Genomic DNA, 25526 nt, shown 5'->3' on the forward strand with positions numbered 1-25526 from the left:
CATCAGGGCAGCACAAGCTGCTGGGCGAGGTGCGCGTACGTGACCGACACCCGACGCAGGTGGCGCGACTCGGGGTGCGTCAGCAACCACAACTCGGTTTCGCACTCGGCAATGGGCTCACTCAAGCGCACCACGTCGCGGCGCCCTTCCGCCAGGAACAGGGGCGCGATGCCCACGCCCATGCCCAAGGCCACGAGTTCCAGCACCGACTGAATGCTGTTGACGCGCCAGCGTGGCACCAGCTTCGGAAAGTGCCGCCGCCGCCACACCACCGACGGGTGCTCAGGCAGGGCCTCGTCGGGCGCAACCCAATCGGCCTGCCCGGCTTCCACGTCTTCCCATCGCAGCGCGGGGCGTTGCCTGGCTGCATACACCGCAACGCGGATCGGCCCCAGCGCCTTGCCTACCAGGTGCTGCGGCGGCCTCTTGGTGGCGCGCACCGCGATGTCGGCATCACGGCGCGTGAGGCTCGCCAGTTCGTTGCCTGTGTGCAGATCGAAGTCGAGCAAGGGGTGTGTGGACTTCAGGCTGAGCAGGGCCGGCGCGACCAGGCCGTGCAGCACCGTGTCGGTGGTGGTAAGGCGCACCGAGCCGGCAACCTGCGCCGGCGAGGCCTGGGCCGCCGAACGGGCCGCCTCGAGCACGGCTTCGATCTCTTCGGCCTGAGCGGCCAGTTGCGAACCCAGCTCGTTGGCCGTATAGCCCGTGCGTGCGCGCTCGAACAGCGACTGCCCCAAACCCCGCTCGATGCGCTGCAGGCTGCGAAACACCGTCGAGCCATCCACCCCGAGGCGCCCCCCGGCTGCGGCGAGCGTGCCGCCGCGGGCCAAGGCCAGCACGACCTCCAGGTCACCAGCACTCAATCGGTATTGCGGTTTTGCAATCAGAGTTTTCATCTGCGCCAATTCCAGATGCGTGATCGCAATCCTACAGTGTGCCCCGAAGCGGCCCCTCCACCACTTCGGCGCTGACCGAAGGGCCCGCCGACCGCGACCCCACCCCGGAGCCCCCATGACACCCGACCCACTCCCCAACGACAGACACCCGCCGCTCACCCTCGTCTCGCACGCCTTGTGCCCATACGTCCAACGCGCCGCCATCGTGCTCGCCGAGAAGGGCTTGGCATTCGAGCGCCGAGACATCGACCTGCGAGCAAAGCCGGATTGGTTTCTTCGCCTCTCGCCTCTTGGCAAAACACCCGTGCTGCTCGTCGGTGATACGCCGATCTTCGAATCGGCCGTGATCTGCGAGTACCTCGATGAGACCGCGCCACCGCGCTTGCATCCCGTGGACGCCGTGCGGCGGGCCCGGCATCGCGGATGGATGGAGTTCGGCTCCCAACTGCTGGCCGCGATTGGCTCTTTCTACGGCGCACCAGACGAGCAGGCACTCGCCGCCCACGCCGAAAAGATCCGCTCACAGTTGCGGCAACTCGAAGCCGCGCTGGGCGAGGGGCCTTGGTTTGACGGCGACTTCAGTATCGTCGATGCAGTGTTTGGCCCGGTCTTCCGCTACTTCGATGCCTTCGACGCCATCGAGGGCTTCCGCTTCGGCGAAGAACTGCCAAAGTTGCAGCGGTGGCGCGCGCTGCTGTCCGCACGAGACTCGGTGCGCAAGGCCGTGGCAATCGACTACCCACAGCGCCTCACGGCTTTCCTGCGCGCGCGGAACAGCGCCTTGTCTCACCGCCTGATGACCGCAACGCCCGGTCGGCACAACGCTGCACTGACCCAGCGGGCACATGCGATGGGACCCAGCACACCCTGAGACCCGGCCGTTCGCCAGCCCCAAAACGAAAACGCCGACAAGCGAAGTGCTTGTCGGCGTTCGGTATTACTTGGGGTGGCTGATGGGACTCGAACCCACGACGACCAGAATCACAATCTGGGACTCTACCAACTGAGCTACAGCCACCGCAGAGCCCGCAAGTATAGCGCAGGCAAAGCGCTTATTTGTTCTTTGCGTCAGCTTCCGCGACAGCGTCGGCCTTGATCTTCACCTTGAAGCGGTCGCGCAGTGACTTGTTGAACGCCATCGACTCGGCTTGCACCCAGGCTTGCGAGTACTGCGAGCGGGCACGCTGCGCCTCGGTGGCGGCAGGATCGGGGCCCAGCACCTTGACCACCTTGGCAATCGCGTAGCCCTCGTCACCAAGATCGACGCCCACGAAAGCCGGCAGCGCGTTGGGGGCAGCCTTCAGCGCGGCGTCGATCAGGTTCGACGAGAAATCGTGCGTCTGGCTGCGCGAGATCGTCTTCGACTCGCCGAGGCTCGTGGCCGTTTCCTTGCGCAGTTGGGCCAGGCGCGCCTCACCGTCCTTGCGAGCCAGGTCAGCTGCCTGCCGCGCGACCAGGGTCTTGCGGATCTGATCACTCACCTGCGCCAGGGGCAGCGGCGCTGCCGCGTTGTGCTTGACGACGCGGGCCGACACCAATTGGTTCGGGCCGAATTCGATGGCTTCGGTGTTGCGCTTGTTCTTCAGCACGTCGTCAGAGAACAGAGCCGTCAACACCTTGGTCGAACCCAGCGGACCATTGGTCCCCGGCGGCATCGCGCGGGTCACGCCACTGGCCTTTTGGACCTGCAGACCCAGTTTGTCGGCGGCCGGCTGAAGGCTCTCGGACTGCTCGTACACCAAGTTGGTGAATTCGAGCGCCGCTTCCGAATAGCGTTTCTGCGCCTGCTGACGACGCAGTTCGTCTTCGATCTCCGCGCGCACCGCCTCGAAAGGCTTGGCTTCGCCGCCTCGCACAGCGTTGAGCTGGATGATGTGGAAGCCGAAGTCGGTGGTGACGATGTCGCTGATTTCGCCGGCCTTGAGCGCAAAGGCGGCCTGCTCGAACGGCGGCGTCATCGCACCCTTGCGGAAGAAGTCGAGGTCACCGCCGGCGGGTGCCGAGCCCTCATCTTGCGAATTCTTGCGCGCGACCTCAGCGAAGGACGACGGGTTCTTGCGCACTTCAGCCAGAAGCGCCGCCGCCTTTTCTTTGGCCTTCGCGCGGTCTGCCTCGGGCGTGCTGGGTGATGCCTTGATCAGGATGTGGCTGGCCCGGCGCTCTTCGGGGGCGGTGTAGCGCGCGATGTTCTGCTGGTAGTACGAGCGCAGTTCGTCGGCAGGCAGCTCTTTGCTGCTCTTCTTGAGCGTGTCGAGGTCGAGCACCACGTACTCGACATCAGCCGTCTCTTGCGACTGGAACTGGCTCGCGTTGACCGGGTTCTTGTAGTACGCCTCGACCTCGGCGGGCGTGGGGTTGACCTTCGCCTCGTAGCTCTTGGCGTCGAAGCGCTGCACCTGGATTTCGCGCTGCTGGTACATCGCACCGATGGCGCTCGATGCGGCTGCTGCAGGCGCCACCGTCGACAGGGTCAGAGCACCGGTCACCTGGCGACCGGCGAGGTCTTGCCGGAGCTCTTGCTCGAACTGCGCGATCGTCATGTTCTGCGCCGCAAGCACGTTCTTCAGGGCGTCCTGGTTGATGCTGCCATCGGGGTTGCGAAAGCTCGCCATGCGCGGATCTTGGCGATATGCGCGGATGATCTGCTCGTCGGTCGCGGTGAAGTTCGCGTGGCGCGCCGCAGCCAGGATCACGCGCTCGCTGACCAGGCCCTCGAGCGCCTGGTTGCGCGCTGCGGGTGTGTCGAACAGCTTCGGGTCGAGGTCGGGGATCTGGCGGCGCAGGTTCTCGACCTGCGACTGATGCGCGGCGTCCCATTCGGCCTGGGTGATGTTGTTGCCGTCGACGGTGGCCACAGCGCGGCCGCGGGTGTCGGTGAAGCTCTCGTACCCCTGCACGAACACGAACGACAGCGCGATCAGCGGGAACAGCACGAGCGCCAGCAGGCGCGTGTGTGTGCGGATGAATTCAAACATGGTGAACCTCGAACGGGATGCCGGTTGTCTCTTGATGAGCGCAGCGGGTGGGATGTTCCAAACGCAACAAAGGCGAACCGGAGTTCGCCTTTGGCTTGATCGTTGGCACGCTTTGGAAACTCAACCCGGTGGCGTCGTTTGTTTAGCCGGCCTTCAGTGACGTTTCGCTTGGTGGGTGCTGAGGGGCTCGAACCCCCGACCTACGCCTTGTAAGGGCGCCGCTCTACCAACTGAGCTAAGCACCCGCGAACCACGATCTCAGTTGACTGCGTCTTTCAGGGCCTTGCCCGGGCGGAACTTCGGCACCTTGGCGGCCTTGATCTTGATGGTGGCGCCGGTGCGGGGGTTGCGACCCGAGCGCGCTGCGCGCTTGCTGACGCTGAACGTACCAAAACCAACCAGCGACACGCTGTTGTTCTTCTTGAGCGTTGACTTGACACCGCCGATCAGGGCTTCCAGCGCACGCGTGGCAGCAGCCTTGGAGATGTCAGCCTGCTTGGCAATGTGCTCGATCAGTTCGGATTTGTTCACGAAGGTACCCCCTCTAAAAGGTGTCTCACAAGGAATCTGGATGTTGGGCAGGCCGGCAGGAATGGCGCTTCATGGCCCAAAAAAGATTACAGCCGCAGGACTTTCCAGTGTCAAGCGCGGAAGGGCGATTCTATGCGTAATCCCCTGTATCTATCGGCTCGCGCGGGCCGTGCTTCCTCGCTTGACAACTCAAACGTGCACTGCGCCACGGCCCTGCTGCGTGGTGTTGAAACGCCATGCCGATGCCCACGCTCAGCGCGCCTTTGCGCGGATCTCAGGCAACGCTTTTTGCAGGTAATAGACCATCGACCAGATGGTCAACACAGCCGATGCGTAGATCAACACCGTGCCCCAAAGATGCGTGTCGATGAAGCCCAGGAGCTGCCCGTGATACAGCAGGAACGGGATCGCCACCATCTGAACCGTTGTCTTCACCTTGCCGAGCATGTGCACCGCAACGCTGCGAGACGCACCGATCTGCGCCATCCACTCACGCAGAGCCGAGATGGCGATCTCGCGCCCGATGATGACCAAGGCCACCAAGGCATGCAGTCGGTTCAAGTGCACCAGCACCAGCAGCGCGGCACACACAAGAAACTTATCGGCCACCGGATCGAGGAAGGCCCCGAACGACGACGTCATGTTCATCTTGCGTGCGAGGTAGCCATCGGCCCAGTCGGTCAGCGCGACCACGATGAAGAGCACCGTCGCGGTGAGGTTGCGAACGGGCTCACTCCATTCGAGGTAGAACACCCCGACGATCAGCGGGATGGCCACGATGCGCGCCCATGTGAGCAGGGTCGGAAGATTGAAGAACATGCGAGGCATTGTGCCGAACTTCAGCCCGCGCGCCGGCGAAGCGCACGCCGCCCTGCCTCGCGCTTCAGTTGTCGAGCGTGCGCGGCTTGAAGCGACGCTCGTCGTTGAAGAGAAAGACCTCGACGAACTTCCATGGCTTCGGCAAGCGCGAAACATCGCCGTAAGGCGCCGCGCGCTTGATCGCATCGATGGCGATCTGCGTGGTGTCCTTGGCTTGGCCCGGGTAGCGCAGCACCTGGATGCGCTTGATGCTGCCGTCGGCATTCAACTCAGTCTCGATCACCGGGATGGCCAGCAGCACATCGGGCGGCTTGCCCATGTAGGTGCCATTCGGGTGCGCGGCGACGAGGCGCTTGGCGGCCTGCAGTCGCACATCGTCCCAGGTTCGCACCCGATCGGGTGGCGGCAGGCTGGCATTGCCGCCGCGCGCCGGCGCGGTCGATGACGGCGTGGGCGAAGCGGTCGATGCAGACCGCGTCTCGGGTGACGTCGGCGACGACGCCTGCGAGCGCGAGCCGGGCACGCTGCCGCACGCGGTGGTCAAGGCCGTCACGCCCACGAACGCCGCCCAGCGCATGAGCCGGTGTGCAGCGAACCGCTTGAAGAGGCGCTTCCCGACCTCGAGCCCTGGGATGTCATCAATGCAACGCACGGTAGATCTCCTCCGCCAAGTCCCTGGAGATGCCTTCGACAGTCGCCAGGTCTTCCACGCTCGCATGGCTCACGCCACGCGCGCCCCCAAATCGTTGCAGCAGTTTCGCGCGCTTCTTCGGGCCGACACCGGGGATGTCTTCGAGCTGACTGCCGCCGGTGCGCACGCTGGCACGTCGCGCGCGCATGCCGGTGATGGCGAAGCGGTGCGCCTCGTCACGGATCTGCGCAACCAGCATCAGCGCCGCCGAGTCTTGCCCGAGGTAGACCTTCTCGCGGCCGTCGGCGAAGACCAGCTCTTCGAGCCCGACCTTGCGGCCCTCGCCCTTTTCGACACCCACGATCAGCCCCAGGTCGAGCCCGAGTTCATCGAACACCTCACGCGCCATCGCCACCTGGCCCTTGCCGCCATCGACCAGCACGAGGTCGGGCAGCCGCCCTTCACCGCGCTCGTGCGCGGCCGCGAGCTTGCTGTAGCGCCGCGTCAGCACCTGCCGCATCGCGGCGTAGTCGTCACCGCCGGTGATGCCTTCGATGTTGTAGCGGCGGTACTGCGCGTTCTGCATCTTGTGGTTCTCGAACACGACACACGATGCCTGAGTGGCTTCGCCTGCGGTGTGGCTGATGTCGAAACATTCGATGCGGAAGGTATCGAGGTTCTCGACCGCCAGGTCAAGTGCATCGACCAGCGCCCGTGTGCGCGCCTGCTGCGAGCCCTCTTCGGACAGCAGCCGCGCGAGCTTGATCTCGGCGCCCTGAATGCACATGTCGAGCCAAGCGCGGCGAGGCTCGCGCGGCTGGTGCTGGATGCTCACCTTCACGCCGCTGTGCAGCGTGAGCGCCTCGGCCAGCGACTTGTCCACCGCGTGATTCACCACCAACAGCGGCGGCACCGCGCTCTGCAGGTAATGCTGCGCGATGAAAGCTTCGAGCACCTGCACCTCGATCGGCGCGGGTGTTCGCTCGTCCTCCGTCTCGCCCATCGCGGTGGCGTCTTCGACGTGGGTCGGAAAGTACGGCCGGTCGCCCAGGTGACGCCCGCCACGCACCATGGCCAGGTTGACGCAGGCGCGACCGCCCTGCACCTTGACCGCGAGGATGTCGGTGTCGGTGCTGCGCGCGCCGGTGTTGTCTTCGACCGACTGCTGGTGCAGCACCTTCGACAAGGCACCGAGCTGGTTGCGGATCTCGGCCGCCTGCTCGAACTGCAAGGCCTCGGCGTGCGACATCATCTGCGCCTGCAGCGTGTCCATCACCTCTTGCTGCTCGCCCAGCAGAAAGCGCTCGGCGTTGCGCACATCGCGTGCGTAGTCGTCGGGCGCGATCAGCTTCACGCACGGGCCCGAGCAGCGTTTGATCTGGTACAGCAGGCACGGCCGCGTGCGGTTGGCGAACACCGTGTCTTCGCAGGTGCGCAGCTTGAACACCTTTTGCAGCAGCTGGATCGACTCTTTCACCGCCCATGCGCTCGGGTACGGGCCGAAGTAGCGGTGCCGCTTGTCCACCGAACCGCGGTAGTACGCGACGCGGGGAAACTCGTGCGTGACGAGCTTGAGGTACGGGTAACTCTTGTCGTCGCGGAAGAGGATGTTGTAGCGGGGGTTCAGCGCCTTGATGAGGTTGTTTTCGAGCAGCAGCGCCTCGGCCTCTGAGCGCACGACCGTCGTCTCCATGCGCGCGATCTTGGTGACCATGTGGCCGATGCGGGTGCCGCCGTGGTTCTTCTGAAAGTAGCTCGACACCCGCTTCCTCAGGTCGCGCGCCTTGCCCACGTAGAGCACCGCGTCGCTGGCGTCGAAGTAGCGATACACACCCGGCAGTCCAGGCAGCGCCGCCACTTCGGCCAGCAGGCGATCGCGGGCAGCATCGGTCGGCGCGTCGGCGCTGGTGGCCTGGGCGAGGTCGGGAACGGGCGGTTCGTTCATCCGGCGGATTTTGCAGGGCTTCGATAATCCGCCGCCATGCAAGCCTTGGTGTGGGACGTCTTCTGCCGGGTCATCGACAACTTCGGCGACATCGGCGTGTGCTGGCGGCTCGCGGCCGACCTGGGCGCGCGCGGCCAGGCCGTGCGCCTGTGGGTGGACGACGCCTCGGCCCTGACCTGGATGGCGCCGCACGGCGCCGCCGGCGTCAGCGTGCGTGCATGGCATGAAGCCGCGGGCGCGTCGCAGGTGGGCGATGTCGTCATCGAGGCCTTCGGCTGCGAACTGCCTGCGGCCTTCATCGAGCGCATGGCCCAGGCTGCGCAAGCGCCGGTGTGGATCAACCTCGAATACCTCAGCGCCGAACCGTACGTCGAGCGCAGCCACGGCCTGCTCTCGCCGCAGCGCAGCGGGCTGCGCAAATGGTTTTTCTACCCGGGCTTCACGCCGGCCACAGGTGGGTTGATCCGCGAGCCAGGGCTTGTCGAGCGACTGGACGCGACGGATCGCGCGCGCTGGCTGGCCATGCAAGGCATCAACGCCCAGCCGCACGAGCGCGTGGTCACTGTCTTCTGCTACGCCAATTCCGCCTTGCCTGCCTTGGTCGACGCGTTGGCGACCGAGCCGACGCTGTTGCTGCTGGCCGGCAGTGCGGCCCAGCAGCAGGCCCAACAGGCGCTCGGCCCACGCATGCAACGCAAGGCCTTGCGTGCCCAGCACATCGGCCTGCTGCCTCAAGCCGAGTTCGACACCTTGCTGCACTGCAGCGATCTCAACTTCGTGCGCGGCGAAGACTCCTTCGTGCGGGCCCAATGGGCCGGCCGGCCCTTCGTCTGGCAGATTTATCCGCAAGACGACGGTGCGCACGCGGCCAAGCTCGACGCTTTTCTGAGCCATCACCTGCGGCTGGCTGAGCCGGCCCTGGCCGACGACGTGCGCCACCTCTTCTTGAAATTCAATGGCTTGGCGTCAGCTGCCGAAATGGCGCTGCCCGACCTCGTCGCCTGGCAAGGGCACACCGCGCGCTGGCGGGCCGATCTGGCAAGACAGGACGACCTGACCGGCCAACTGCTGAGATTCGTCACCGAAAGGCGGGGCGAAGCAGAGTAAAATCGCCGGCTTTGCGCGTCCTGGGGAATCTTGGGAGAGGACTTCCGGCGCGCGCCCATCCCCAACGCTAGTCAACGGAAATCGCTATGAAGATCGCCCAGGAAATCCGCGCCGGCAACGTCATCATGCAGGGCAAAGACCCGATGGTCGTGCTCAAGACCGAATACAGCCGCGGTGGCCGCAACGCCGCCACCGTGCGCATGAAGCTCAAGAGCCTGCTGAACAACTCGGGCACCGAAGTCGTCTTCAAGGCCGACGACAAGATGGACCAGATCATCCTCGACAAGAAGGAGTGCACCTACTCCTACTTCGCCGACCCGATGTACGCCTTCATGGACGCCGAGTACAACCAGTTCGAGGTCGAAGCCGAGAACATGGGCGATGCCATCCAGTACCTCGAAGACGCGATGCCCGTCGAAGTGGTGTTCTACGACGGCAAGGCCATTTCGGTCGAACTGCCGACCAGCCTGGTGCGCGAAGTGGTCTACACCGAGCCGGCCGTCAAGGGCGACACCTCGGGCAAGGTCCTGAAGCCTGCCAAGCTTGCCACGGGCTTTGAAATCGCCGTGCCGCTGTTCGTTGAAACCGGCGACAAGATCGAAATCGACACCCGCACGCACGAATACCGCAAGCGCGTCTGAACCTCCGGTTCGACGCACGCACCTCAAGGGCACTTCGGTGCCCTTTTGTTTTGCAGCGCCCATGCCCTTCGCGCCCCTGACGCCCGCGCAGATCGACTTCACGGCCGATGGCGTGCCGTGCTCGCTGCTCTACGGCGACAGCTACCACCCGGCCGCCGGCGCCTTTCAGCAGGCGCAGCACGTGTTCCTCGACGGCAACGCCCTGCCCGGCCGTTGGCAGGGCCGCGAGCGCTTCGTCGTGCTCGAAACCGGCTTCGGCCTGGGCAACAACTTCCTCGCCTGCTGGAACGCCTGGCGGCAAGACCCGCAGCGCTGCGAGCAGCTGCACTTCGTGTCGATCGAGCGTCACCCCTTGCGGCGCGATGACCTGCACAGCGTGCACCGCGCCTCGGCCCTGCCCGAGTTGGCCGATCAGTTGGTGAATGCCTGGCCTCCCCTGACGCCCAACCTGCACCGCCTGAGCTTCGAGGACGGGCGCGTGCAACTCCTGCTCGCGCTGGGGGATGTGGCCGAGTGGCTGCCCGAACTCGACCTTCGCGTCGATGCCTTCTTTCTAGACGGTTTTGCGCCTGCCAAGAACGCGCAGATGTGGCAACCCCGGCTCTACAAGGCCATGGCGCGGCTGGCAGCGTCGAGCGCAACCGCCGCCACCTGGAGCGCCGCGCGCTCGGTGCGCGACGGCCTCACCAGCGCCGGCTTCGAGGTGACCGCTGCGCCGGGCGTCGGCGGCAAGTACCACATCACCCAGGCGCGCTATGCGCCGCGCTTCGTGCCGCGCCGTACGCTCGGCCGGCCGGCGGGTGAACCCGCTTCGGCTTCGCGCCACGCGGTGGTCATCGGCGCCGGCCTTGCGGGGTGTGCGACCGCCTGGGCGCTGGCCGAACAAGGCTGGCGCAGCACCGTGATCGACCGCCGCGCGCAGCCTGCGATGGAAACCTCGGGCAACCCGGCCGGGCTGTTTCACGGGATCGTCAACGCCCACGACGGCACCCATGCGCGCTTCAACCGTGCTGCTTCGTTCGAAGCCCAGCGGGTCATCCGCGAAGCCATCGCGGGGCACGGCGTGGCTGGTGAGTTGCAGGGATTGCTGCGGCTCGAAGCGTCGGCGCAGACCACCGCGCAGATGCAGGCGCTGCTCGACCGACTGGGCCTGCCGCCCGACTACGTCCAGGCCCTGAGCGCCACCGAGGCTTCGCGCCTCTCGGGCGCGGCGCTCGACCTGCCGGCGTGGTTTTTCCCCGGCGGCGGCTGGGTCGCGCCTGGTGGTCTGGCGCGCAGCCTGCTCGCCCGGGCCGGTGGCGCGGTCGACCTTCGCCCCGAGGCCGTGGTGACAGCTCTCGAGCGCCACGGCACTGCTTGGCGCGTGCTCGATGCCCACGGCGCCGTGTTGGCAGAGGCTGAGGTGGTGGTCCTCGCCAACGCGCACGACGCGCTGCGGTTGACGCCCGCCGGCCATGGCTGGTTGACCGAACGCATCCGGGGGCAGATCAGCACCCTGCCCGCTTCCGCCGTCGCCGGTGGGCTGCCGCAGATCCCCATCGCCGGCGGCGGCTACCTGCTGCCCTCGGCGCAGGGCCTCGCGGTGTTTGGCGCCACCAGCCACAGCGGCGACGACGACCCGACGCTGCGCGAGGCCGACCACCGTCACAACCTGAGCGTGCTGACCCGACTGACGGGGCGAGCCCAAGACGCGATCCCGATCGATGCGCTGCACGGGCGCATCGGCTGGCGCTGGTCCACCGACGACCGCCTGCCGCTGATCGGCGCCGTGCCCGACGCGACCGCGGTCGCGCAGGCGCGCCGTCGCCCCGACCAGGCGCGCCTCGTGCCGCGCGTACCGGGGTTGTATGTGCTGGGGGCGCTGGGCTCGCGCGGTATCACCTGGTGCGCGCTGGGCGCCCAGGTGCTGGCATCTCAAATCACTGGGGCGCCGAGCCCGGTGGAGGTCACACTGCTCGACGCGGTGGACCCGGGACGCTTCATCAGCCGCGCGGTGCGGCGGGCTTCAGCGTCAGGGTGACGCGAGCCGTCCAGGCGAGCCTTCAGGGCGTCGCGCCGCCTTGCTCGGTGGCAGTTCCTTCGGCCGGCGAGGTTTCGTTGCCCTGGTCCCCTTCGTTCGAGCCGTCGTCCGGGCCGCTGCCCGTCTTGCGGCCAGCCTTTTCTTTGGCTTTCTCTTCCTTCTTTTTCTTCTTCGCGAGTTCTCGTTGCCGCTTCTCGAACGAATAGTTGGGTTTCGCCATGGGCCCGTCCTTCCTGTTGGTTTGTGGTTATTGCTTGTGTGAGCCCGAAGCGTACGCTTTTTGAGCGTTCACCGCGATGCGCGCGGGCCGTTTGCCCGCAAATTCAGTCTCAGAACTCGAGTGTCTTCACGCCTTGCGAAGTGCCGAGCAAACAGACCTTGGCCTTGTTGCGCGCGAAGATGCCCACGGTGACCACACCAGGCCACTGGTTGATCTCGCGCTCCATCGCGGCGGGGTCGGTGATCGAGAGGCCACGCACATCGAGGATGTGGTTGCCGTTGTCGGTCACCACCCCTGCGCGCAGCGTGGCCTTGCCGCCCAGCGCGGCCAGGCGCCGCGTGATTTGCGCTGCCGCCATCGGGATGACCTCGACCGGCAACGGGAACTGACCCAGCGTCTTCACGAGCTTCGATTCGTCGGCGATGCACACGAAGCGCTCGGCGATGTCGGCGACGATCTTCTCGCGCGTGAGCGCCGCACCACCGCCCTTGATCATGTGGCCGCCATGGTCGATTTCGTCGGCGCCGTCGATGTAGACCGGGATGCTCTCGACCGTGTTGCTGTCGAGCACCGCGATGCCGTGCGCGCGAAGACGCTCGGTGCTCTTCTCACTGCTCGACACGGCGCCCGCGATGCGGTCCTTCATGCCGGCCAGCGCATCGATGAAGCAGTTCACCGTCGAGCCCGTGCCCACCCCCACCACCGTGCCCGGCACCACGTAGGCCAACGCGGCCTCGCCCACCAGCTTCTTCAGTTCGTCTTGCGTCATTGCTGCAACCCTTTGGAAACCCACGCCTTTGAGACAATGCGCGCCATTATCGAAGACGCCCTTGCCGGCGCCCGTCCATGGCCCTCGTTCCCTACGCCCTCACCCGACCATTTCTCTTCGGGCTCGACCCCGAACACGCCCACGAGCTGACGCTTGGCACGCTGGCGCGCATCCAGCACACGCCCCTGATCTGCGCCGTGGCGCAGACCCGCATCGACGACCCGGTCACGGTGGCAGGCCTGCGCTTTCCGAACCGCATCGGCCTGGCCGCCGGGCTCGACAAGAACGGCCGCTGCATCGACGGCCTGGGCGCGATGGGCTTCGGCTTCATCGAGGTGGGCACGGTGACACCGAAGGCACAACCCGGCAACCCGAAGCCGCGCATGTTTCGGCTGCCGCAGGCCGAAGCGCTGATCAACCGCCTGGGCTTCAACAACGACGGACTCGACACCTTCATCGCCAACGTCAAGCGCAGCCGCTTTCGCAAGAGTGGCGGCATCCTGGGTCTGAACATCGGCAAGAACGCCGCCACGCCCATCGAGCGCGCGGTGGACGACTACCTGATCGGCCTCGACGGCGTGTACCTGCATGCCGACTACGTGACGGTCAACATCTCGTCGCCCAACACCAAGAACCTGCGTGAACTGCAAAGCGATGAAGCGCTCGACGGGCTGCTCTCAGCGCTGCAAGCGCGCAAGCAGCAGCTCGCCACGCAGCATGGCCGCACGGTGCCGATGTTCGTGAAGATCGCCCCCGACCTCGACGAGGCCCAGGTCGGCGTGATCGCCGCGACGCTGAAAAAGAACGGCATCGACGGCGTGATCGCCACCAACACCACCATCGGGCGCGACGCCGTGAAGCACCTGCCGCACGGCAACGAGACCGGCGGCCTGAGCGGCAAGCCCGTGTTCGAAGCCTCGAACCGCGTGATCGCCCAGCTGCGTGCCGCGCTCGGCAGCGCCTACCCGATCATCGGCGTGGGCGGCGTGATGAGCGGGGCCGACGCGCAGGCCAAGGTGAAAGCCGGCGCCGACCTGGTGCAGGTCTACACCGGCTTCATCTACAAGGGCCCGCCGCTCGTCACCGAGGCCGCCCGCAGCCTCAAGCAAGGCAGGCCCGCGAACAGCAGATGAATGAAGAGCCCAAGCCCTTGCTCACGAGAAGGCTCGGGCAGTGGCTCACTGGGCCGTCATGGCCCGCGTGGGGCATGCGACTGCTGCTGGCCCTGACAGCGGGCGCGTTGGCCGGGGCTGCGACCTTCCAACTCTTGCTCTACGTGGGCGTGGTCTTGGTGGCGCACTTCTCGGGCGTGCAAGACAAGCCATCCAACTTGTTCGACATCTTTCTCGCCCTGGGCACGTTTGTGCTTTTCGGAGCCGCAGCACTGCAAGTTGCGATCATCGGTTGCGCGATTGCGGGCTTGGGCGTGGCCGTGCTGGTGTGGCGTTGGCTGAGCCGGCGAAGCCGGGCCAAGGCGGCAACTGACGGCGTGCCCACGTGACGCCCGCGCCCTATTGCGCAAGGCGTCACGACCGACAGATCAGTCAGATCAGCGCAACGGCACGCCGGTCTTTTCTTGCAGCTCTTCGTGCGTCACGCCGGGGGCGATCTCGACGATCTTCAGACCGTGGGGTGTGACGTCCATCACCGCGAGGTCGGTGATGATGCGGTCCACCACGCCCACGCCCGTGAGCGGCAACGTGCACTGCGGCAGGATCTTCAGGTCGATGCCGCCGTCTTTCTTTTTGGCGACGTGCTCCATCAGCACGACCACGCTCTTGACGCCGGCGACCAGGTCCATCGCCCCGCCCATGCCCTTGACCATCTTGCCGGGGATCATCCAGTTGGCGAGGTCGCCCTTCGCGCTGACCTGCATGGCGCCGAGGATGCTCAGGTTGATCTTGCCGCCTCGGATCATGGCGAAGCTGTCGTGCGAGCCGAAGATCGACGAGCCGGGGATGGTCGTCACCGTCTGCTTGCCGGCGTTGATGAGGTCGGCATCGACCGCGTCTTCGGTCGGAAACGGGCCGATGCCCAGCATGCCGTTTTCGCTTTGCAGCCAGACCTCGATGTCGCTCGGCACGAAGTTGGCCACCAGCGTGGGCAGGCCGATGCCGAGGTTGACGTAGAAGCCGTCTTGCAACTCTTGGGCTGCGCGCGCAGCCATCTGGTCGTGGGTCCAGGCCATGGTCAGGCTCCCGTCTTGTCGGTGGCGGTGGCGGTCGGCGTGACCGTGCGCTTTTCGATGCGCTTCTCGGGCGTGGCGTTCAGCACCAGGCGCTGGATGTAGATGCCCGGCAGGTGCACGGCATCGGGGTCGAAGCTGCCAGTCTCGACGATCTCTTCGACCTCGGCCACGGTGATCTTGCCGGCCATCGCGCAGGCCGGGTTGAAGTTGCGCGCGGTGCGCCGGAAGATCAGGTTGCCGCTCTTGTCGGCCTTCCAGGCCTTGACCAGGGCCACGTCGGGCACGAGCGAGCGTTCCATCACGTAGGTGTGGCCGTCGAAGACGCGTGTCTCTTTGCCCTCAGCCACCAGCGTGCCCACACCGGTGCGTGTGTAGAAGGCCGGGATGCCCGCGCCGCCCGCACGCAGCTTCTCGGCCAGCGTGCCCTGCGGCGTGAATTCGAGTTCGAGTTCACCGGCGAGGTACTGGCGCTCGAACTCCTTGTTCTCGCCGACGTAGCTGGAGATCATCTTCTTGATCTGCCGCGTCTCCAGCAGCATGCCGAGGCCGAAGCCATCGACACCCGCGTTGTTCGAGATCACGGTGAGCTGCCTCTTGCCGCTGTCGCGCAGCGCGGCGATCAAGGCCTCGGGGATGCCGCACAGGCCAAAGCCGCCGACGGCCAGCAACTGGCCGTCTTCGACGATGCCTTTGAGCGCCTCGGCAGCGCTCGGGTACACCTTGTTCATCCGGGGTCTCCTGGAAGGGTGATGGGGGCGATCACAACAAACAGGCGCGAAGGCTACTACCTAATGCTTTACGTAGTCGTTACGTAGAATTGACTACAAACTTACCCAGGGTGCGTTTCGGAGGCGTAAGCGCCTTCACGACAGCGCTCTGTGAACAGCCCATTTGCCCTGCTATCTTGTCAAACGTCAGGCCCTCCGCACGGAGCCTCGCCAGAGTGACGTAACAGAGCCGACGACGCCGGCCGAAAGTTACACCTCGAGCAGCCGCAGCACGACGGCCAGCCTCGCACCGCTCGCGCATCACCGAACGCTCAAACTCTGACAGCACGCCCAGTAGCTGAAAGATCATCCGACCGGCAGGCGTTCCGGTCTCAATCGGCTCCGTCACGCTGCGCAACGCAGCACCAACCGCCTCCAAGCGCTGCGCAATTCGCATGAGGTCTAGCAGACTTCGGGCCAACCTATCGACCTTGTAAACGACCAAGGTATCGCCGGCCTGGAGCAAAGACAGCACGCGTTCGAGTTCAGGCCGCGCCTTCACACCACTCGCTTGATCCTCAAAGTAGAGGGGCACGCCAAGCCCCCGCATGGCCGCCACCTGCAACGCCGTGTCTTGCTCTGTGGTGGACACTCGCGCATAGCCAATCAGCACGTTCACTCCCTGAGTTATTGAGCCTTCGACCGTAGGCCCTGGGGCACTGATCGGTGGCCAGAAAAACACCGCTAGTGCGGCCCTGTTTTGGTGTCGTCAGACTCAACGTAGAACACATTCCGCTCGGCGTGGAACCACGTCGACGTGACGCGCTCACCGACAGCAGCGAACGCCAGTTCAATCAAGCCGTGCATGTCGGCCGTCTCATCCTCAAACAGCGCCACGTATGCCTCGGGAATGTCGATGCCCTTGCTCGCGCTGTAGCGCTTCTTCCCGAGCTCTGACGCGAGCATGTCTTTCGCGACGTAGCCGGCGATATAACTTGCGATGGCACCACCACCCTTGATCGGCTTCGAGTTGCCAGAGAACCGCCCGATACGCTTCGCCTCGTCAAAGTTGCCGCCGAACTCGCCGGCAGCACTGCGCCAGATGGCGCGCATCACGTCCCAGCTTTTGACCTTCACGCCGTCTTCCGTGAGGCGCTTTGGAAGCGCATACGTCGCAAGGTGGATATGCCATGCACCACGGTCTTGCCGCTCCAACACAGCGACGTAGCGCCATTCCCCGAGCAAGGCGACCACGCGGCGCCTGAACGCATCGAAGCACTTCAATGCCCGCTCACGATCACGCACGTTTTGCTTAAAGGTCAGGGTCCAAAGCGAGTTAACGGCCATGGCCTTGCACTTCAGCCGCACCTCTTGCTTCGCACGCCTCACAGCGCGCTCAATGTTCTCCTCTGACCGCTCATCATCACGGTACGCCAAGGCCCGCAGATCACGCTTGATGGACTGTTCCAAGCGCTTCTTAGGGTCGGGGCACTCCCGAGTCACCACAGCCTCACGGTGACCGTTTCCGAAGTCCCGGGACTTGAACCGCCAACGTGGCCGCATGGACTCAGCCAAGCTCGCCTCGGTGACCTGATCCAGCACGTTGACGAGCGGGTGCGCATTGAACGCATCACGGTATGCCTGCCCAGCTGGCGAAGCATCCCAGGCACGACGGCGGGCCGCCTGCTGCTTCCAGCGCTCGAGCTTTGCCTCATACGCCGCGAGCTTCGCCTGATCCCACCCGGACTTGTCTAAAACACGTACAGTGCTTGCCACGTTGGGCCTCCTAGCCTTTGCCTGACGTCACTGCCTCGGGTTCCCTGCCAGGAACGCCGGGGCTTCTTTTTTGGCCTTGCGGCCGAGCTTCAAAACGAACAAGGGAAGCCGCGCTTAAACCCCTCGGCGGGATGCATACGGTATGTGTCCCCTTGATAAATCTAGGCCGGCCTGCGGCCGGCCGCCCGACCGCTGCGCAGCCGGACAGCCGACCGCTAGGCGACCGCAACGGGCGCGAAGAAACAGAGACTGGACGGACCGGCGCGGGCCAACGTGAAACGCTTCGGATGCAGTGCTTACGCGCGCCTCGGCGGCGCCGCCGCCGCCCAGGGGACCGGCTGGCGCGTGGTCGGGCTTGGTTGCGCTCAGGGCGACGCTATCCACCGACCGTGGCGCGCCTGCATCGGGGCCACGCGAGAAGCAGCGGAGCACGACGACTCAGACGACGCCGAGGCGCTTGACCCACTGGACACGCTTGTCCGGTGGTAGGCGCATAACCGCCGCGACTTCGGGCAGCTTCGGCTTGAGCACCGGACGCGGCCTGGGTGCCGGCTTGACGATGCGTGCGAACAGGCCCGGGACGGCCTCAGGCGGGCGCGTGAGGAGCGTTGAATAGGGACCGTGGGGATAGGTGGCACTGAACACTTGGCGCGTGTCGTAGGCCTTGTGAAGATCGTCGCCACGGTACATCCAACGGTCGGCGACGACTGCGTTTTGACCTTCGCCTACGCGTGCAACCGCGATGTGCATGCGTGGCAGGTAGCCGAGGCGCTTCCAGCCGAAGGCGTCGCCAATCTCAGCGAGGAGCCAGCCAATGACGGGCAGCTTGACCTTATCCATGCGGATGCAACGCACCTGGTATTCGATCAGGGCTTCGCGCACTTGACGGTCGATCATGCCGGCGTCTTGAACGATCAAGTACACGTCCCAACCCTTCTTGCGCGCGTGAATCAGCCAGTCAATCAAGGGCGCGCGCTCTTTGTCTTGGAAGCTTCTGGAGTTGAGCCACGTACCGAGCTCATCGAGCAACAGCACGCCGTTGCGTTCTTCGTTGTAGCTGTCGGGGTTACCGTGGCCGATGGCGTCGAGGTCGAATGCTGTGGGCTTGTCGGGGATGCGCACATAGGTGCACGACTTGCGCGGCAGCAGGTGCTGCAAGTGCAGATCGACGTTTGAAGCAACGCGACGGCCTTCGAACAGGGCTTGCTTGGCGCGCCAAACGCAGAACTTCGTTTTGCCGGTGCCTAGCTTGCCTTCGACGCTGTAGACGGGCATATCAGGCGCTCGCTGAAATCTTGATAGCGGCAACCTGCCACTTGTAGAGCGTGCACGCAGCCCAGCATGACGAGATGGCCGCCAAGCATGTACCAGCGATGGGCGGGAACGCGAGGCCGATTACTTGGCCGTAGCTGGTGGAGAACAACTGTCCGACCAAGGGCGACACGAGGCCGTTAAAGACGGTGAGGAGTACGACGGTCACGGCACCGAGCGCAGCAACGGCCGCAGCGGCAATCGCAACTTTGCGCGTGAGGAACTGAACGAGAAACGTGGCTAGGCCGCTGAACAGCGAACCGAGCAGAACACCAAGCAAAGGCATTTAGGAACCCCCTCCGACAGTACGACCGACCATCCCGATACAACACCACACGGTTGCACCGAGCCACACGAGCGACATCAGGTCGTGAATCATTCCCTGCCACTCACACACGTCGATGGGCTCGACCCACTGGGACAGGGCGCCGAGCGGCAACGGGGAGCAGTGCGACGGCAGCGCAAAGCTGAATGACCAACCGGTGTTTTTGCCTGATGCGCTTGACGCACCTGTCACGCCATCGAGGGCGGAGGTTTGCGTTTGACCGAGGGCGGTTTGCGCGCCGTTGTAGGCACCGTCACCGTTTGGGGTGCCGGTCTCATCCATGCGACACGCGGGCTTGCCTGGGAGGCCGCAGGTCTCCACCTCAACTTCGATGGTTTGGTCGCCCGTACCCGAACCAGAAGACCCAGGCACGCCCGTGCCACTAGACGGCACACGACCATCAGCACCAGCCCTGGGATCAACCTGACCATTACCCTCGGACCCACCGCCGGGCGTTGCGGCACCACTGGGCCCCCCGGCCTGCCCACCATCGCCGGAAGTCGGCGTAGCACCTGGACCGTTCGGTGCCGAGCCGGGCCCGGACTCAAGACGCGGCCCTGCCGGTGGATTGCCGGGCGTTGAGGGGGGCGAGCCTGGAGGGGGCCGCGAACTCGGCAACGGCGAAGTAGGCGAAGACCCAAAACACACAGGCCGGCCGTTCACCTCGCCTTGCTGCCCGGGACAGGGCGCGGGGGGGCCATTGGGGTTCGCAGGATCACCCGACGACAGAGTGCACTGAGCCCCCGTATACGTCCCAGCAAAATCGATGCTGACGCGATGAAGACCGTTAGAAGAAGGAACCTGCGAGTGCCAACCACGAACAGGAGCGCCCAACGAAACCGAACACCCGCTAACACACTGCTCACCCTGCGGCATCCCAACCTGTATGGCGCAGTCCGAGTCAAGGCTACTGGTGCGAGACCAGCAAACCGTGCGATTGAACTCAGTCAGCACACCAGCAAGCGGCGTGCATGCGTTCGACTGACAAGACGTGCCCGTATCTTCTGCCGGCGTGGAACAAGTGCAAGTCGCGCCGGTGAGGGAACCACCGTTCGGGCATGAGTACGTTGTGCGGGTGCAATTGGCACCACTGAGTGACCACCCTGAAGGGCAACCGGTGCCGCCACGGTTAACCGAAATGAACGTGTGGCCTTGAGCCGTACCGTTCTGAAAGATATTGATTCGCTGGTTATACACACCAGCGTCGCCCTCCAGGCCCGCGATGACACCCGTAACCGACGCATTGCCACACCAGCCAGACCCCCTCCCCATCTGCGCGGCCGCATCCGCCATGGCTTGCGTGATGGTGGCCGCTGCGGCCTCCTTCGTGTCATGCACATAACCCGTGCCAGGGTACGAACCGCATGACACACCGACACGTTGCCAGAACCCGCCAGACGGAACGGCCTCCGTCGTAGGCGTCGCGGGGTACGCGAACGCAAGAGACGACGAAAGGCCGAGCAGGGCCGCGACGAAAAAAAGGTAGAGGGAGCGCATACGGAGGCCCACCCGTGCACAGATGGGCAACCGCATGCGCTCGCTTAGGCGGCGCCGCGAATCTTCTTCACGTACTTGATGGCGATCATGAAGACGACGCCAACGGCGGCGATCGCCACCAACGAACCACCGTAGGACTCGACATCGGTGGTCGCCTCGGTCATCGCCGCCGTGAACGCGGCTTGCTGCGCGAAGACACCGGCCGAGGCGGTGAGAGCCAGCGCACCGAGGGCGGCACGCTTGGCGAGCTTGCCCACCTGGGCAACGTTGAAACGCTTGTTCATGAGAAACACTCCTTTGGAAAACCGACCAACCGGGCCGGCGACGGTTGCCCTTGTGGGCTCTGCCGAATGGGCAGGGTGTGCGCGCAACGCCGCGCAGCACACGCACACCCTGCCTATCCCGCCGCCGAGGTGATGGCGCGAACCCATGCAACGGACTTGCCGATGCCGAACCCAACGGCCCACGCGCTCATGCCAAGGCCGAGGATCAAGGTCATGGATACAAGGTCGATCACAGCTTGTCCCCTGCGCGGTAGCCCATGACGACGAGGACGCACAGCGTCAGCACGAACATGGCTTGCTGTAGGTGGGTGGAGTTGGCCCAATCGATGGGCACAAGGTCATCGGCCGGGGGCTCGGTCTGGCACTCGCCCACGTCGTACACCGCCATGTTGTAGGTGACGCCGTTCGACGTGCGTGTGAGTTGCACCTGATACGACTCGCACGCTGTGACGGTCATGGGCGCGAGGGTTGGATACGCCGCTTGATAGGCGAGGCGCGCGGCTTCACACATCTCGGCCTGCGTGCCTTCGAAGTCGAAGGACAGCGCCGGATTGTTGTAGTGGCGGCAGGTGGATTGGGCGTGTGCGTGCGGCGCGAACAGCCACAGCGCGAGGACGCAGGCGACCAGAAAGAGCTTGACCCAGTCGAGGCGCGTGAAGCGCGATAGAACGCGCTGTAGGAGCCGGAAGCGGTTGCGGAGGTACATCACCAGCCACCCCCAGCGTTACGGCCAAGAGACGCGCACACGCGGTCGGACTCCCAGCCGCGCCACACCTTGCCGTCACAGCCGTGCCAGATGCGGGCGCTGGTGGTGCAGCCGGTGAGGACGGCCAAGCCCAAGAGGATTGCGGGGAGGTTGCGCATCATGCTTTGGCGTAGAGGTACCAAAAGACGAAGACCGACGCGCCCGCGATGGACGCGCAGACCATCACAAGCACCGCCCAATCGGCCGGGCTCATCACGTCCATGCAGGCAACCACGATCAAGCCGCCTTGCCGGAGGAAGCGCGCGGAGCCAAGGGGATCAAGCCGGTGAGGACCGCGCCGATGCGGCGACCACCTTCTTTGGACTTGTCAGTGCGCAGGGCAAACGAGGCGGTGTAGGTGCCGGCCTGGACCTTGCCCATCAGGTCTTTCGGGATCATCAGCACCCCGACTTCGGACACGCTGCCGTCATCGTTGAGCAGGATGCATTCAGCGTCTTGCATCTGCCAGTCACGACCGTTTTTATTGCCGCTGCGGGCCTCGTTGAGTTTCAGGATTTGAACGATGGAGGTGAAGGCCATAACGGCTCCTTTGGTAGTGGTGGGGTGGGCGACTCACAGGCCCGAAAACCCGGCAGCTTCTGGCAGTAGCCCTAACGGGCGCCGGGCATGAACGCGCGACACGTTCAACCTGAAAGTTACCATCACCACGCCACGCGTTCAAACACATCACGCGTTCACGAATGTAAGGAGTGTGCGAAATGACACGAAAAAGCCTTGATCTGCTTGACAAGCTGCGCGAGCACTACCCCGGCGAATCGGAGCGCCAACTAAGCCTCCGACTGGGGCTAGGGGCAACGTCCCTGGCAACGGCGCGTCAGCGCGGAAACTTGAGCCCCGGGATTGCCGGACGAATCGCGCTGCACCTCGGGATGACACCCGCCGAGACACGCGACTGGGTGGCTATGGCCGGCATCGAGGGGGAACGGGAAGCCGTCCCGACCAAGCTTTGGAACGTGTTACACGCTATCGCCTAAGGCCCGCCCCGCAGGCCAGCCCACCCGGCCTGCGCATGACTTCTTCCACACTCGACTACCGCACCGCCTTCGACCTCGCGCCGGTCGGCCTGGTGCTGTCGCGCAACCGGTTGATGACCGATTGCAACCAGCGCTTTCTCGACATGTTCCAGGCCACACGTGAGCAACTCGTGGGCCAGTCGTTCGAGGTGTTGTACCCGACGCACGACGAATTCGAGCGCACCGGCGCGCGCATCGTGGCCAGCCTCGACCAACGTGGCGGCTATGCCGACGAGCGCGTGATGAAGCGCGTGAGCGGTGAGTTGTTCTGGTGCCACGTGGCGGGCCGCGCGCTCGACCCGAAGCAGCCGCACCTGGCGGGCATCTGGTCGTTCGACGACCTGTCGGCGCACCGCCAGGTGAAGGCCGATCTCACCCCGCGTGAACGCGAGATCGCGGCGCTCTTAATCGACGGACTGACCAGCAAATTGATCGGCAAGCGGCTGGGCATCAGCCCGCGCACCGTGGATGTGTACCGCGCGCGGCTGATGCGCAAATACGGCGCGGCCACCACGCCCGACTTGGTGCACAAGCTGCTGTCGGTGTGAGCGCGCCGCACCTCAGGCCAGCGGCAGGCTGACCGCGAACGAGGCACCGCCTTCGGGCGACGGCCCGGCGGTGATCTGCCCCTGCATGGCCTCGACGATCTGCCGCGTGATGGCCAACCCCAACCCGGCGCCCTGCCCCGTGCGCTGCCCGAGCGAGCCCTGCGCATAGGGTTGAAAAAGGCGCTGCACGTTGTCGCCACTGAGCCCGGGGCCGCTGTCGCTCACGGTCAGCTCGAAGCGCCGGCCATCCCCGCTGGCGCACACGGCGGCCTGCACACGCACGCCGCCCTGGGCAGTGAACTTGATCGCGTTGCCCACGAGGTTGTTGATCACCTGGCGCAGGCGTTGGGCGTCCACCTGCACCTGGGCGGACACACCGGGGGCGACGTCGAGCGCATGGCTCAGCGCCAGGCCCTTGCCCTGGGCGCTCAACTCGAAGGGAGCGAGCATCTGGGGCCACAACTGCGCCAGGTCCACGGGCTCGGGGTGCAGTTCCATCGGCCGTTCGAGCTGCTGCTCGTACTGCAGGGTCGATTCGAGCAGGGCCAGAAAGCCCTGGGCCGAGGCCTGGATGGCATCGGCCAGCGCTTCGCGCCTGGGCGCGGGCACGTCGGCCTGCTTCAGCATGCCCGCACCCGAGGCAATGGCGCCGATGGTGCCGCGCAACTCGTGCGTGAGGTAGCCGATGAAGCGTCCGCGCGAGGTGGTCGTCTCTTCGGCGAGTTGCCGCGCTTCACGCTCGATCTGCCGCGCCTGCCGAAGCCGCCGGTTGCCGCGCCGCAGCAGGTACAGGTAGGTCAGCAGCACGGCGATGACCAGCAGCACCAGCGCCGCCGCACGCAGGGCTTGGTCGCGGCTGAAGCCGGGGTTGACCTCGATGGTGAGCCAGCGGCGCTCGATCTCGGCGGCCTCGGTTTCGCTGATGGCGTCGAGACCCTTGCGCAGCAGCACGCTCAGCTCGGGCAGGTCGCGGCGCACGGCGAAATACAGCTCGCTGTCGGCGTCGGGCACGGTGCCGGTCACCCGCACGCGACCGGTGAAGCGGTCGTTGATGAGTTGGTTGACCACCTTGAGGTTGCCGATGGCGATGTCGGCCTCGCCTTGGGCCACCGCTTCGAGCACCGCCGATTGGGTGGGATAGGTGCGCAGCTCCAGCGTCGGATAGCGCACGCGCAACTTGGGAATCAGGAAGTGGTCGTCGAGCAAGGCCAGGCGGCCGCGCCCGGCCTCGTCGAGCTTGGTCACCAGCAGCCCGTCGCTGCTGCGCGTGACGATGCCCGTGGGCACGCGCAGGAAAGGGCCGACGAAGTCGTAATCGGCGCGGCGTTCGCTGGTGCGCGCGGCACCCACGAGCACGTCGATCGTTCCTTGCAGACCGCGCTGGTAGACCTCGGCGAAGCTGCCACCGCTTTCAGCCACGATCGACAGGCCCACCTTCTCGGCCGAGAGCCGCATGAAATCGGCCCCCAGGCCGCGCATTTGCGTCAGGTCGGTCTGGAAGGTGACCGGCGCGAAGGCCGCGTCGTAGCCCACACGGATGTGCCCGTGCGTGTCGAGCCAGGCGCGTTCGCCTTCGGTGAGCGCCACGACGCGCGGCGCTTCGTCGGCCAGCGCGCCGGGCGGCAACCAGCTCAGAGCGAGGCGCGCGCGTTCACGTTGGGTGACGCTGGCCAGCGCCTTGTCGAGGATGCCCTGCAGCACCGGCAGGTCGCGCCGCACGGCCGGGCCCAGGCTGGTGACGCCCGGCCCCAGCCGGCTGCGCACCTGCACGTTGGCCAGCAGCGATTTTTCGATGTGATGCACCGCCACGTGGCGGTAGCCGATGTGCAGGTCGGCCTCACCCGAGGCCACGGCACGCAGGGCTTCTTCGGCATCGGCATAGCGCTGCACGCGCGCATGCGCAAAGCGCGAACGCATCAGCACGTCGCCCGCCGAGCCCTCTTGCACGGCCACGCGGTAGCCACCGAAGTTCGACGCCGGCGAGATGTCAGGGATGTCGCGCCGCACCAGCAGCACCAGTTGCGCCGGGATCATGGCCTGCACCGGCCGCAGCCCCTCGTACGCAGCCACGGTTTCGGACACAAAGGGCAGCACCTCGGCGTCGCCCCGGCGCACCGCCTGGACGGCGGCCGTGAAGCTCTGGGCGCGCTGGTACTCGAAGCGCAGACCGGTGCGCTCGGCCACCAGCGCCATCACCTCGACCACGAAGCCGTGCGGAGCGGCCGCTCCGGCGTCGAACTCGTAATAGGGCGGCAGCCCCGGCGACATGGCCAGCCGCACCACGGGATGGGCGGCGATCCACGCCTTCTCTTCAGGGGTGAGCCGCACCAGCGACGGGGCGATGGGCTCGGCATGCGTGCCTGTGGGGCCCGCCGCCGGGGCCTCGGCGGCCGCCAGCAGCGCGCAAGCCATCGCCAGGCTCAGTGGTACGCGCAGCGAGCGCCGCAGGCGCATCGCCGAATCGAAAACGGCGGACACCACGGCGCTGACCAGCCATGACAGCCAAGCCCCCACCGCTTGGCGATGGCTCGATGTCCCGCCCCTTCGATGCTTCCAG

26 protein-coding genes and 2 tRNA genes are annotated in these 25526 nt (G+C 65.6%); 8 read left to right on the plus strand and 20 right to left on the minus strand.

The annotated features are described in order from the left end of the window. Window positions 1-2: 2 nt before the first annotated feature. Window positions 3-887: a LysR family transcriptional regulator gene (locus AC1KAT_RS15195; RefSeq protein ID WP_480327781.1), complete on the minus strand. Its 885-nt coding sequence runs from the start codon at window positions 885-887 to the stop codon at window positions 3-5. 124 nt (window positions 888-1011) lie between these two features. On the opposite strand from AC1KAT_RS15195, the gene AC1KAT_RS15200 reads away from it, so the two are divergent. Further along, the gene (locus AC1KAT_RS15200; protein ID WP_480327404.1) at window positions 1012-1767 is read left to right on the plus strand and encodes a glutathione S-transferase family protein; all 756 of its coding nucleotides are present in this window, start codon (window positions 1012-1014) and stop codon (window positions 1765-1767) included. Between the two features lie 71 nt (window positions 1768-1838). Here AC1KAT_RS15200 and AC1KAT_RS15205 read toward each other — a convergent pair. The 7 genes from AC1KAT_RS15205 to uvrC form a co-directional block, all read right to left on the minus strand. Next, a tRNA-His gene (locus AC1KAT_RS15205) sits at window positions 1839-1914 on the minus strand. A 34-nt stretch (window positions 1915-1948) separates the two neighbouring features. Next, complete coding sequence (locus AC1KAT_RS15210; RefSeq protein WP_480327406.1) at window positions 1949-3871, minus strand: SurA N-terminal domain-containing protein; 1923 nt, start codon at window positions 3869-3871, stop codon at window positions 1949-1951. Between the two features lie 169 nt (window positions 3872-4040). Beyond that, window positions 4041-4116, minus strand: a tRNA-Val gene (locus AC1KAT_RS15215). Between the two features lie 13 nt (window positions 4117-4129). Beyond that, complete coding sequence (locus AC1KAT_RS15220) at window positions 4130-4402, minus strand: HU family DNA-binding protein (protein ID WP_201813318.1); 273 nt, start codon at window positions 4400-4402, stop codon at window positions 4130-4132. Window positions 4403-4654: 252 nt separating this feature from the next. After that, entirely contained in the window at window positions 4655-5221 is a 567-nt protein-coding gene (gene pgsA / locus AC1KAT_RS15225; protein WP_480327783.1) for a CDP-diacylglycerol--glycerol-3-phosphate 3-phosphatidyltransferase, read from the minus strand. 64 nt (window positions 5222-5285) lie between these two features. Next, the gene (locus AC1KAT_RS15230; protein WP_480327408.1) at window positions 5286-5798 is read right to left on the minus strand and encodes a hypothetical protein; all 513 of its coding nucleotides are present in this window, start codon (window positions 5796-5798) and stop codon (window positions 5286-5288) included. Window positions 5799-5859: 61 nt separating this feature from the next. Beyond that, on the minus strand, window positions 5860-7797 hold the full coding sequence (gene uvrC / locus AC1KAT_RS15235) for an excinuclease ABC subunit UvrC (protein ID WP_480327410.1): 1938 nt from the start codon (window positions 7795-7797) through the stop codon (window positions 5860-5862). A 36-nt stretch (window positions 7798-7833) separates the two neighbouring features. Here uvrC and earP point away from each other — a divergent pair, with 36 nt between their 5' ends. The 3 genes from earP to mnmC all read left to right on the plus strand — a co-directional run bounded on the left by earP (window position 7834) and on the right by mnmC (window position 11565). Continuing rightward, window positions 7834-8904, plus strand: coding sequence for an elongation factor P maturation arginine rhamnosyltransferase EarP (gene earP / locus AC1KAT_RS15240; protein WP_480327412.1), 1071 nt, complete (start codon window positions 7834-7836; stop codon window positions 8902-8904). Window positions 8905-8990: 86 nt separating this feature from the next. Continuing rightward, on the plus strand, window positions 8991-9545 hold the full coding sequence (gene efp / locus AC1KAT_RS15245) for an elongation factor P (RefSeq protein ID WP_480327414.1): 555 nt from the start codon (window positions 8991-8993) through the stop codon (window positions 9543-9545). A 61-nt stretch (window positions 9546-9606) separates the two neighbouring features. After that, window positions 9607-11565, plus strand: a complete 1959-nt coding sequence (gene mnmC / locus AC1KAT_RS15250; RefSeq protein WP_480327416.1) for a bifunctional tRNA (5-methylaminomethyl-2-thiouridine)(34)-methyltransferase MnmC2/FAD-dependent 5-carboxymethylaminomethyl-2-thiouridine(34) oxidoreductase MnmC1 — start codon at window positions 9607-9609, stop codon at window positions 11563-11565. Between the two features lie 22 nt (window positions 11566-11587). On the opposite strand, the gene AC1KAT_RS15255 is transcribed toward mnmC, so the two are convergent. Next, the gene (locus tag AC1KAT_RS15255; protein ID WP_480327418.1) at window positions 11588-11785 is read right to left on the minus strand and encodes a hypothetical protein; all 198 of its coding nucleotides are present in this window, start codon (window positions 11783-11785) and stop codon (window positions 11588-11590) included. Between the two features lie 109 nt (window positions 11786-11894). Beyond that, on the minus strand, window positions 11895-12554 hold the full coding sequence (gene rpiA / locus AC1KAT_RS15260) for a ribose-5-phosphate isomerase RpiA (RefSeq protein ID WP_480327420.1): 660 nt from the start codon (window positions 12552-12554) through the stop codon (window positions 11895-11897). 77 nt (window positions 12555-12631) lie between these two features. On the opposite strand from rpiA, the gene AC1KAT_RS15265 reads away from it, so the two are divergent. Both AC1KAT_RS15265 and AC1KAT_RS15270 read left to right on the plus strand, forming a co-directional pair. Further along, window positions 12632-13687 carry a quinone-dependent dihydroorotate dehydrogenase gene (locus AC1KAT_RS15265; RefSeq protein ID WP_480327422.1) on the plus strand — a complete coding sequence of 352 codons (1056 nt, stop codon included), beginning with the start codon at window positions 12632-12634 and terminating at the stop codon, window positions 13685-13687. A gap of 74 nt (window positions 13688-13761) precedes the next feature. After that, a complete protein-coding gene (locus AC1KAT_RS15270; protein ID WP_480327424.1) occupies window positions 13762-14055 on the plus strand; it encodes a hypothetical protein in 294 nt (97 codons plus the stop codon). A gap of 48 nt (window positions 14056-14103) precedes the next feature. On the opposite strand, the gene AC1KAT_RS15275 is transcribed toward AC1KAT_RS15270, so the two are convergent. From AC1KAT_RS15275 to AC1KAT_RS15315, 9 genes are all read right to left on the minus strand, one after another. Further along, the gene (locus tag AC1KAT_RS15275) at window positions 14104-14742 is read right to left on the minus strand and encodes a CoA transferase subunit B (RefSeq protein ID WP_480327426.1); all 639 of its coding nucleotides are present in this window, start codon (window positions 14740-14742) and stop codon (window positions 14104-14106) included. 2 nt (window positions 14743-14744) lie between these two features. Next, the gene (locus AC1KAT_RS15280) at window positions 14745-15470 is read right to left on the minus strand and encodes a CoA transferase subunit A (protein WP_480327428.1); all 726 of its coding nucleotides are present in this window, start codon (window positions 15468-15470) and stop codon (window positions 14745-14747) included. A 79-nt stretch (window positions 15471-15549) separates the two neighbouring features. After that, a complete protein-coding gene (locus AC1KAT_RS15285; RefSeq protein ID WP_480327430.1) occupies window positions 15550-16128 on the minus strand; it encodes a recombinase family protein in 579 nt (192 codons plus the stop codon). A gap of 65 nt (window positions 16129-16193) precedes the next feature. Next, window positions 16194-17225, minus strand: a complete 1032-nt coding sequence (locus AC1KAT_RS15290) for a rolling circle replication-associated protein (protein ID WP_480327432.1) — start codon at window positions 17223-17225, stop codon at window positions 16194-16196. Between the two features lie 438 nt (window positions 17226-17663). Next, window positions 17664-18500 (minus strand): zonular occludens toxin domain-containing protein, encoded by an 837-nt coding sequence (locus AC1KAT_RS15295; protein ID WP_480327434.1) that lies wholly within the window; start codon window positions 18498-18500, stop codon window positions 17664-17666. Between the two features lies 1 nt (window position 18501). After that, entirely contained in the window at window positions 18502-18822 is a 321-nt protein-coding gene (locus AC1KAT_RS15300; protein WP_480327436.1) for a DUF5455 family protein, read from the minus strand. A 1580-nt stretch (window positions 18823-20402) separates the two neighbouring features. Next, window positions 20403-20642, minus strand: a complete 240-nt coding sequence (locus AC1KAT_RS15305; RefSeq protein ID WP_480327438.1) for a hypothetical protein — start codon at window positions 20640-20642, stop codon at window positions 20403-20405. Between the two features lie 229 nt (window positions 20643-20871). Next, window positions 20872-21348, minus strand: a complete 477-nt coding sequence (locus AC1KAT_RS15310; RefSeq protein ID WP_480327440.1) for a hypothetical protein — start codon at window positions 21346-21348, stop codon at window positions 20872-20874. 276 nt (window positions 21349-21624) lie between these two features. Beyond that, window positions 21625-21927 carry a hypothetical protein gene (locus tag AC1KAT_RS15315; RefSeq protein WP_480327442.1) on the minus strand — a complete coding sequence of 101 codons (303 nt, stop codon included), beginning with the start codon at window positions 21925-21927 and terminating at the stop codon, window positions 21625-21627. Window positions 21928-22106: 179 nt separating this feature from the next. Here AC1KAT_RS15315 and AC1KAT_RS15320 point away from each other — a divergent pair, with 179 nt between their 5' ends. Both AC1KAT_RS15320 and AC1KAT_RS15325 read left to right on the plus strand, forming a co-directional pair. Then, window positions 22107-22382 (plus strand): hypothetical protein, encoded by a 276-nt coding sequence (locus AC1KAT_RS15320; RefSeq protein ID WP_480327444.1) that lies wholly within the window; start codon window positions 22107-22109, stop codon window positions 22380-22382. A 35-nt stretch (window positions 22383-22417) separates the two neighbouring features. Next, complete coding sequence (locus tag AC1KAT_RS15325) at window positions 22418-22969, plus strand: helix-turn-helix transcriptional regulator (protein WP_480327446.1); 552 nt, start codon at window positions 22418-22420, stop codon at window positions 22967-22969. A 12-nt stretch (window positions 22970-22981) separates the two neighbouring features. Here AC1KAT_RS15325 and AC1KAT_RS15330 read toward each other — a convergent pair whose 3' ends face one another. After that, window positions 22982-25450: an ATP-binding protein gene (locus AC1KAT_RS15330; protein ID WP_480327448.1), complete on the minus strand. Its 2469-nt coding sequence runs from the start codon at window positions 25448-25450 to the stop codon at window positions 22982-22984. Window positions 25451-25526: the final 76 nt, after the last annotated feature.

The organism is Piscinibacter sp. PDB5-1 (assembly GCF_056676035.1).